Here is a 449-nt window from a genome sequence, read left to right as displayed (position 1 = left end):
GATCACTTCTGTCGTGTCAGATCATTCTCCATGCACGCCCAAGTTGAAGGAAGGCTCATTCATGTCCGCTTGGGGAGGTGTCTCTGCCTTAGGGCTCGGTTTGCAAATTCTATGGACAGGAGCGTCTGAGAGAAACTTTAGCATTAAGGATGTATCGCGATGGACCTCGCGAAACACGGCAATACAAACACGTCTTTTTCCAAAGAAGGGTTCTCTTACTGTAGGAGCAGATGCGGATCTTGTCATCTGGGATCCTGAGGCGAAATGGACGATAGAGCTGGACGACCTGCATTTCAAGAACAAGGTGAGCCCATATATCGGCAAAAAGGTCAAAGGACGGGTCATGGAAACGTGGTTGCGAGGAGAAAAAGTCTGGGATCAGAAATCTAAGTGGACTCAGCCAAGGGGACAGGCTATCCTAACATCGGGAAGATGATACGGTACATTAC

Annotated in this window: 1 protein-coding gene; it reads left to right on the top strand. The window is 48.8% G+C overall.

Going from position 1 to position 449, the window contains the following annotated elements; all coding sequences use genetic code 11:
- Positions 1-436, top strand: a 436-nt coding sequence (locus E0L35_RS25575) for an amidohydrolase family protein (protein ID WP_212751720.1), incomplete at its 5' end; no start/stop codon positions are given.
- Between the last annotated feature and the right edge of the window lie 13 nt (positions 437-449).

The sequence above is a fragment of the Halomonas sp. ATBC28 genome (assembly GCF_005937175.1).
GTDB lineage: Bacteria > Pseudomonadota > Gammaproteobacteria > Pseudomonadales > Halomonadaceae > Vreelandella > Vreelandella titanicae.
The sequence above is the reverse complement of the archived record's forward strand: the minus strand, read 5'-3'. Positions and strand labels throughout refer to the sequence as shown.